The sequence below is a fragment of the Kluyvera cryocrescens NBRC 102467 genome, from assembly GCF_001571285.1.
GTDB lineage: Bacteria > Pseudomonadota > Gammaproteobacteria > Enterobacterales > Enterobacteriaceae > Kluyvera > Kluyvera cryocrescens.
Genome location: NZ_BCTM01000064.1, coordinates 1 through 8,334, shown reverse-complemented (window position 1 = coordinate 8,334; position 8,334 = coordinate 1). Strand labels below are relative to the sequence as shown.

The following is an 8,334-nucleotide window of genomic DNA, read 5'->3' as shown; positions in this document are numbered from 1 at the left end:
TGATGGCCATATGGCGGCGTAATCCTCAAAAACAGGTGCTGGTTCATTCAGATCAGGGCAGTCAGTACACAAGCCATGAGTGGCAGTCATTCCTGAAATCACACGGCCTGGAGGGCAGCATGAGCCGTCGCGGTAACTGTCACGATAATGCGGTTGCAGAAAGCTTTTTCCAGTTGCTGAAACGCGAACGGATAAAGAAAAAGATCTACGGAACGCGGGAAGAAGCCCGCAGCGATATTTTTGATTACATCGAAATGTTTTATAACAGTAAGCGTCGGCATGGTTCGAGCAATCAGATGTCACCGACAGAATATGAAAACCAGTATTATCAACGGCTCGGAAGTGTCTAGATTATCCGTGGCGATTCACCGGTCGGCAATGCTGCTGCACCTCGTGCAGCAGTTCGATGGCCTGACGTGACAATGGGACCAGGTGTGGGGAGTGAATCTTCGCCCCACGCGCTGAATATTTAACGCCGGGGATCGGCTCACGCTCGGCGGGGATGGTCCACATGGCGTTACGCAGATCAATCTCATCCCAGCGGGCAAAGCGCAGTTCGCTGGAGCGGATAAACAGCAGCAGCGCCAGCTTTACCGCCAGTTGAGTCAGTTGACGGCCTTTGTAATCGTCGATTCTATCCAGGAAATCAGGGATAAGATTCAGATCCAACGCCGGGTGATGACGAACTTTGGGCGTAGAGACCGCACCGGTTAAATCTGATGCAGGGTTATGATCGATAATGCCGTTCTGGACAGCGTAGCGCATAACGCACGCGGTACGCTGCTGGAGACGAGAAGCGACATCCAGTTTGCCCGCTTTCTCCACCTCTTTGATGGGTACCAGCAGGTCTTTGACCTTCATTTTGGTAATGTCGCAGCTACCGTTCGTGGGAAAGACGTAAAGCTCGAAGTAACGCAGCACCCGCTTCTTATGTTCCGCCGGCCAGTTAACGTTACTGGTGACCCATTCGCGTGCCACAGACTCAAACGTATGTTCCGGCGCTATAGCAAGGCGTTCAGCCTTTCGGTGTGCGCTCGGTTCGATGCCGGAAATCAGCAGTAATTGGGCCTCTTCACGCATGCGTCTTGCCTGTGCAAGCGTCAAAAGCGGATAAGGTCCTAAAGCGAGCTTTTTCTCTTTGTTTACAAAACGGTACTTGATGTACCAGCGTTTTGAACCGTTAGGGTTAACCAGCAGGTAAAGTCCATGCGAGTCACTGAGCTTATACGGCTTGCCACAAGGCTTGGCGTGGACTATAGCGCGATCTGTTAGTGCCATTTGGGGGCCTCACTATTATCGAACTACGTCTAAGCCCCCAATTTGGCCCCCAAATCGCGTGGATGTCAATGGATGAAAAACGACCAACACGGAAAGACCGCAAAACAAATATGGCTATTACAGAAAAGTAAATTATCTTTGAATTACAGACGGATATGGACGAATTTGGACGGAAATAGACACAAAAAAAGCCACCCTTAGGTAGCTAATTATTGCATCACTTGGTGCCGAAGGCCGGACTCGAACCGGCACGTATTTCTACGGTTGATTTTGAATCAACTGCGTCTACCGATTTCGCCACTCCGGCACGGAAAGGTATGCGGAAAACGTTGTGGATTATACCTGCCGCGCGCTGCCATGCAAGCATCAGTCATCTATCATGCTGCTAAGTGTCTAAAAAAACGTCGCCCTCTAGGCTAAAACGGCCACCAGCCCTTACTGAATACCCAACTAATCCTTTTTCTCTGAATCCGCTTCGCAAAAAAAAGCAACGTGATCGGGGCGGTTTACATTTACGCCGGTTTGTTATGAGATCGTGTAACTGAATCAAGTACTCACAATCCGATCTCAGGACACCGTTATGCGTTTCTATCAGGTTGAACCTACGCTGGAAAACTACTGGCGCGGGATTATTCTCTTTGGCAAAAATGTCGCATCCTACAAATTTGCGCTCGCGCATGCCCTGTACGACGTGAAACCAGAGGGCAGCGATCTGATTTTACTCGACGACCTGGCCGTGCCGTTCAGCGATCATTTGTGCCGTCATTTACAGCATGCGCCAAAGCAGATCACTTCACGCAGCAGCCAGTTTATTGCTGCTTGTTCACAGTTCAATGCAGGCGAGATCAGCCGTGATGCGCTCACTGCCATAACGGTTCGACAGGGCTTTAATAATGTGATTGATGCGTTTCACAATGTGAATCAGGGTGAAATCGACAAACGCTTTTTTATTGATGAGCGTAAAAGCCATAAGGGTATCCGCCTGACCGATAATTTCTACCGTCTGGGTGAGCGCCAGCAGTATCAAAATCTCAGTTTTGAAACTGATGCGCGCTGGAGTCTTGTGGAACAAGCATGGGCGCTGAACATTTCCAGCCAGCTTATCAACGTGGAGTATGACTACAGCGATCAGATGCTGTTTAGCCGTAACAACGATCGCCGAGTCGCAATTTCAAGCTGCCGCGATAGCCTTAACGGCTACCAAAAGGGGCGTTGCTTCTACTGTTTTGCGCCAATCAGCCTGCGTCCTGGAGATGAGGCGTTTGCCGATGTCGATCACTTTATCCCATGGAAGGCTCGCGACCGGGTGCGTAACGTGGACGGTGTCTGGAATCTGGTGCTGGCATGCAAAGAGTGTAACCGGGGCGAAAAAGGCAAGTTCGCCCGTCTGCCCTCGCGCAAGCTGCTTCAGCGCCTGAACGAGAGAAACGAGTACTTTATTAATAGCCACCTGCCGCTACGCGAAACGCTCATCCGCCAAACGGGTACCGCCACGGCGCAGCGCGAAAAATTTCTGGCAACCAGTTGGAACGATGCGCTACAAGTACTGTTCCACCAATGGGAGCCAGCCGCACAGGGAACGGATACATTCTGATGACGCTTAAATATTATCAACAACACGCCGACGATTTTTTCAGCGCTACGGTCAATGTCGATATGAACGCTCTCTACCGCCCTTTTCTGGAACACATTCCGAAAAACGGCTGGGTTCTGGATGCCGGCTGTGGTTCCGGGCGCGACAGTAAAGCATTTTTACAGCGGGGCTATCGCGTTGAGGCCTTCGATGCAACGGCGGAAATGGCGATTCTCGCAAGTCAGCATACCGGTCTGGCCGTTAAGCAAATGACCTTTAGCGACGTCGATGCCGTCGCTCGCTACGAGGGGATTTGGTGCTGCGCTTCGCTGCTACACGTCAGCGCCATGGAGTTACCCGCAGCGATGGCAAAACTCGCTCGGGCGCTAAAGCCTGGCGGTATCTGGTATGCCTCTTTTAAATATGGCGATAGCGAACGCCTCAAAGATGGACGACATTTTACCGACCTTAACGAGCAGCGGCTGAATACACTGCTGTCTACGCTTGAAGACATCACGCTGACACGTCACTGGATAACCGAGGATCAGCGCCCCGATCGCAGCGAAATGTGGCTAAATGCACTATTACAGAAGCACCCATAATCCCCCCTTCCGCCAAGCGCCGGCCCCGTGCATGCTCTACACTCTCAGTTCAACACCACACGAAAGAGATACACGATGTCCATAATAAAAAGCTACGCCGCTAAAAATGCTGGCGCGGAACTGGAAGTTTGGGAGTACGACGCCGGTGAACTGCTGCCGGAAGACGTTGAGGTGAAGGTGGATTACTGCGGTATCTGCCATTCGGATCTGTCGATGATCGACAACGAATGGGGTTTCTCGCAATATCCGCTGGTTGCCGGTCACGAGGTGATTGGTCACGTGGTGGCGCTGGGCAGCGCCGCGCAGAGTAAAGGGCTGAAGATTGGTCAGCGCGTGGGCATTGGCTGGACGGCGCGAAGCTGCGGCCACTGCGATGCTTGCATCGATGGCAACCAGATCAACTGTACCGAAGGTTCAGTGCCGACCATTCTCAACCACGGCGGCTTTGCTGATAAGCTGCGCGCCGACTGGCAATGGGTGATCCCACTGCCAGACAACATTGATATCGAAACCGCAGGCCCAATGCTGTGCGGTGGGATTACGGTGTTTAAACCGCTGCTGATGCATCACGTCACCGCTACCAGCCGCGTAGGGGTGATTGGGATTGGCGGTCTGGGGCATATCGCCATTAAGCTACTGCGCGCGATGGGTGCGGAAGTGACGGCGTTCAGTTCCAATCCGTCGAAAGAGCAGGAAGTGCGGGCTATGGGCGCAGATCACGTGGTAAATAGCCGCTCGCCGGAAGCGCTGAAAGAGCTGGCCGGTCAGTTTGATTTGATCATCAACACCGTCAACGTGGACCTGAACTGGCAGCCGTACTTCGAAGCGCTGGCTTCAGGCGGTAACTTCCACACCGTGGGTGCCGTGCTGACACCGCTGCCGGTACCGGCGTTTACGCTGATAGGCGGCGACCGCAGCATCTCCGGTTCGGCGACCGGTAACCCGTTCGAGCTGCGCAAGCTGATGAAATTTGCCGGTCGCAGCAAGGTTGCACCGATTACCGAGCTGTTCCCGATGTCGAAAATCAACGACGCCATCCAGCACGTGCGTGACGGTAAAGCCCGCTACCGCGTAGTCCTGAAAGCCGACTTCTGATGTTTTACCGGCGGCGCGCTGCCGCCGGTTCTCTCCTAACGTTCGTCGGTGCTTAACGCCGCAAACACTTCCGCCACCGCCACGGCTCCCGGGTCCGGTACGCCGTTCAGGTTGTCGCTGTTCACGTAAGAGGCACGTCCAGCTTTCGCCTGTTGCATGGTCGCCGTACTCTCCGCACCGCGCTGTGCGGCGCGAATCGCCTCGTCCAGCCCGCTATCCCGCAGCGCTTCCAGCGCGGGCTGCAGTGCATCGATTAACGTTCTGTCACCTACCTGCGCCCCACCGTAAAACTTCATCTGTTTTAAACCGGCCAACAACGCATTCGGCATCGGCTCGCCTTGCGACAACGCTTGCCCGGCGGCGGTGAAGAACAGAGACATCAGTACCCCGCTAGAGCCGCCCATCACGGTCGCCAGCCGTTCGCCAACAAACTGCAGCAACTGCGCCGGCTCGTTCAGCGGCAGCGCATGGCGCGCAAGCTGAGTGGCAATATCCTGCGCTCCCAGCGCGAAGGTCGAGCCGGTATCACCGTCGCCCACTTTCGCGTCCAGCGCGTTCAAACGCTCCTCAAGGCCGAGCAGCGTCTGGGTGGTGCGCGCCACCACATCATGTATCCGCGCATTCTCCGATGGCTGAACGTCCAGCGCATCGTGTACTTTGGCATGTTGCAGCGTTTTTAGCGGCCCAAAGGCGGTTGCCTTCACCCAACCAACGGTTTCAACTTCGGCCAGCAGCGCCTGTTCGGTAGCGTCATTCAGCATCAGCAAGGAGAGCGAAAAGCCCTTCATATCCAGCGAGCTGACCAGCGTGGCGGGGCCAATCAGATAAGCAATCTGTTCGCGCAGCGCTGAGTGCGCCAGCGCTTTGGTCAGCAGCGCCATCTCCAGCTCCGACACACCGCCCAGGTTGTTAATCAGTACCGCCACGCGCGAATCGCCCACCGAGGCTTTAAGCGTCTGCGCCAGCGTGTCGACCAGCGCCTGACTGTTATGGCTGCTGACTATCGATGCCCCCGGCTCGCCGTGGATCCCCAGTCCAAGCTCAACCTGTCCGGGCTTAATGCGTTCTTCGGCTTCGCTGCCGGGCAGATTGCAGCTCTTCATCGCCAGACCAAGGCTGAAGACGTTGTCGCAGGCGCGCTGCGCTATCGCGTGCACTTCACTGAGCGATTTCCCCTGCTCCGCTGCGTATCCGGCAATCTTATACACCAACGCGGTGCCAGCGATACCGCGCGGCTGCTTGTTCTCCGGTAGCGCGATGTCATCGGCCACAATCACCATCTCGACTTTTAAGCCATAGCGCTTGGCCTTTTCGGCGGCGAGGCCAAAGTTGAGACGATCGCCGGTGTAGTTTTTGACAATCAGCAGGCAGCCGCGATCGCCAGTGACGGCGACAATCGCATTCAGTACCGCATCCACGCTGGGCGACGCGAAGACATCACCGCAGACGGCGGCGGTGAGCATCCCTTTGCCAACAAAGCCCGCATGCGCTGGCTCGTGGCCGGAGCCCCCGCCGGAGATAATCGCCACCCGGCTTTTATCCCAATCGCTACGCGCCACGATGCGGATCGCCGGATCAACATCCAGCCGCAGTAAATTCCCGTGCGGGGCGGAGAGGACTAAACCTTCAATTGCCTCATCGACCAACTGTTTGCGATCGTTAAAAAAGAATCTGGACATAACATTCCCAAAATAAACAAACCGTACGCAAAGCATAGTCCGCACTGAATATTGCGCCGCAAAACGGACAATTTACCGCACCGCAATGTCGTTGTTTTGCCTATACTCGACGCAGATAAAATGGAGGATTACCCATGAGCGCACCTTTGCTGATTGCACGTACCCAGGATACCCAGTTGGTTTTACTTCCCGGCATGGCCAACCGTCACGGACTCATTACCGGCGCCACGGGGACAGGGAAAACCGTCACCTTACAGAAACTGGCGGAGTCGTTTTCCGAGATTGGCGTGCCGGTATTTATGGCGGATGTGAAAGGTGACCTGACCGGTATTGCGAAGGAAGGCCAGGCCTCCGAGAAGCTGCTGGCGCGGCTCAATAAAATCGGCGTAACCGACTGGGAACCGCATGCGAACCCGGTGGTACTGTGGGATATTTTTGGTGAGAAGGGCCATCCGGTGCGCGCCACCGTCTCCGATCTTGGCCCGCTGCTGCTGGCGCGTTTGCTGAATCTTAATGAGGTACAGTCCGGCGTGCTCAATATCATCTTCCGCATCGCCGATGACCAGGGCCTGCTGCTGCTCGATTTCAAAGATCTGCGCGCCATCACCCAGTACATTGGCGATAACGCCAAATCATTCCAGAATCAGTACGGCAATATCAGCAGCGCCTCCGTTGGGGCGATCCAGCGCGGGCTGCTGACGCTGGAGCAGCAAGGTGCCGAACACTTCTTCGGCGAGCCGATGCTCGATATCAAAGACTGGATGCGTACCGACAGCAACGGCAAAGGCGTCATCAACATTCTTAGCGCCGAGAAGCTCTACCAGATGCCGAAGCTGTACGCCGCCAGCCTGCTATGGATGCTCTCTGAACTCTACGAACAACTGCCGGAAGCGGGCGATCTGGAAAAACCGAAATTGGTGTTCTTCTTCGACGAAGCGCACCTATTGTTTAACGACGCACCGCAGGTACTGCTGGATAAAATCGAACAGGTGATCCGCCTGATCCGCTCCAAAGCCGTCGGCGTCTACTTTGTTTCGCAAAACCCAGCGGACATTCCCGACGCGGTACTGGGGCAGTTGGGTAACCGCGTGCAGCACGCACTGCGCGCTTTCACACCGAAGGATCAAAAAGCGGTGAAAACCGCCGCGCAGACCATGCGCGCTAACCCGGCCTTCAGCACCGAACAGGCGATTCAGGAACTGGGAACCGGCGAGGCGTTGATCTCATTCCTCGATGAGAAAGGCAGCCCATCAATTGTTGAACGGGCGATGGTCATTGCCCCGGACTCGCGGATGGGGCCGGTGACCGACGATGAACGCAACGGTCTTATCAATAACTCATCGCTGTACGGTAAGTATGAGGATGAGGTCGACCGGGAGTCAGCGTTTGAGATGCTGCAAAAAGGCGTGCAGAACAGCGCAGGCCAGGCCGATGCGCCGCCGGCCAAAGGTCAGCAGAACGACGACGGTGGTCTGTTAGGAAGTTTGAAAGATATCGTCTTTGGCACCACCGGGCCGCGCGGCGGTAAACATGATGGGCTGGTACAAACGGCGGCGAAAAGCGCTGTGCGTCAGGTGACCAATCAAATTGTGCGCGGCATGCTGGGCAGCCTGCTCGGCGGTAGACGTCGCTAACAGCACGCGAAAGCATCACACGCCCCATTCAAATTTCAGCCACAAAAAAACCCGGCGTCGTGAAACGAGGCCGGGTTTTGACATGGCGCTAAGCCGTTAACTTTTTCGCATCATCAGCCAGAGGCTTATCAGGAAGAAGCTGGCGCTCGGCAGCAGCGCGCCGATGATTGGCGGAATGCCGTACACCAACGTCAGCGGGCCGAAAATCTGGTCGAGGACGTAGAACACGAAGCCAAAGCTGATCCCCGTCACCACGCGCACGCCCATCGGCACGCTGCGCAGCGGACCGAAGATAAACGACAGCGCCATCAGCATCATCACCGCCACGGAGAGCGGCTGGAAGACCTTGCTCCACATGTTGAGCTGGTAGCGCCCGGAATCCTGGCCACTGGCTTTCAGGTACTTCACGTAGTTATGCAGGCCGCTGATGGAGAGCGCGTCGGGATCCAGCGCCACCACGCCCAGCTTATCTG

At 55.5% G+C, this 8,334-nt stretch carries 8 protein-coding genes and 1 tRNA gene; 5 read left to right on the top strand and 4 right to left on the bottom strand.

Translation table 11 applies throughout. The annotated features are described in order from the left end of the window. On the top strand, positions 1-350 hold a 350-nt coding region (locus tag KCR01S_RS23240), incomplete at its 5' end, for an IS3 family transposase (RefSeq protein ID WP_156478808.1). A 1-nt stretch (position 351) separates the two neighbouring features. Here KCR01S_RS23240 and KCR01S_RS23235 read toward each other — a convergent pair. Further along, the gene (locus tag KCR01S_RS23235) at positions 352-1,278 is read right to left on the bottom strand and encodes a tyrosine-type recombinase/integrase (protein ID WP_244886225.1); all 927 of its coding nucleotides are present in this window, start codon (positions 1,276-1,278) and stop codon (positions 352-354) included. 222 nt (positions 1,279-1,500) lie between these two features. After that, positions 1,501-1,585 (bottom strand) — tRNA-Leu (locus tag KCR01S_RS23230). 273 nt (positions 1,586-1,858) lie between these two features. On the opposite strand from KCR01S_RS23230, the gene KCR01S_RS23225 reads away from it, so the two are divergent. The 3 genes from KCR01S_RS23225 to ahr all read left to right on the top strand — a co-directional run bounded on the left by KCR01S_RS23225 (position 1,859) and on the right by ahr (position 4,548). Further along, complete coding sequence (locus KCR01S_RS23225) at positions 1,859-2,872, top strand: HNH endonuclease (protein ID WP_061285221.1); 1,014 nt, start codon at positions 1,859-1,861, stop codon at positions 2,870-2,872. Beyond that, the gene (locus KCR01S_RS23220) at positions 2,872-3,453 is read left to right on the top strand and encodes a class I SAM-dependent methyltransferase (RefSeq protein ID WP_061285220.1); all 582 of its coding nucleotides are present in this window, start codon (positions 2,872-2,874) and stop codon (positions 3,451-3,453) included. Before KCR01S_RS23225 ends, KCR01S_RS23220 begins: the two co-directional genes overlap by 1 nt. A gap of 75 nt (positions 3,454-3,528) precedes the next feature. Next, positions 3,529-4,548, top strand: a complete 1,020-nt coding sequence (gene ahr / locus KCR01S_RS23215) for an NADPH-dependent aldehyde reductase Ahr (protein ID WP_052282396.1) — start codon at positions 3,529-3,531, stop codon at positions 4,546-4,548. 35 nt (positions 4,549-4,583) lie between these two features. Here the strand turns inward: ahr and KCR01S_RS23210 are convergent, their stop codons facing one another. Beyond that, the gene (locus tag KCR01S_RS23210) at positions 4,584-6,227 is read right to left on the bottom strand and encodes a dihydroxyacetone kinase subunit DhaK (RefSeq protein ID WP_061285219.1); all 1,644 of its coding nucleotides are present in this window, start codon (positions 6,225-6,227) and stop codon (positions 4,584-4,586) included. 134 nt (positions 6,228-6,361) lie between these two features. Here KCR01S_RS23210 and KCR01S_RS23205 point away from each other — a divergent pair, with 134 nt between their 5' ends. Then, positions 6,362-7,861 carry a helicase HerA-like C-terminal domain-containing protein gene (locus KCR01S_RS23205; protein WP_061285218.1) on the top strand — a complete coding sequence of 500 codons (1,500 nt, stop codon included), beginning with the start codon at positions 6,362-6,364 and terminating at the stop codon, positions 7,859-7,861. Positions 7,862-7,957: 96 nt separating this feature from the next. Here the strand turns inward: KCR01S_RS23205 and KCR01S_RS23200 are convergent. Further along, on the bottom strand, positions 7,958-8,334 hold a 377-nt coding region (locus KCR01S_RS23200; protein WP_072277223.1), incomplete at its 5' end, for an LptF/LptG family permease.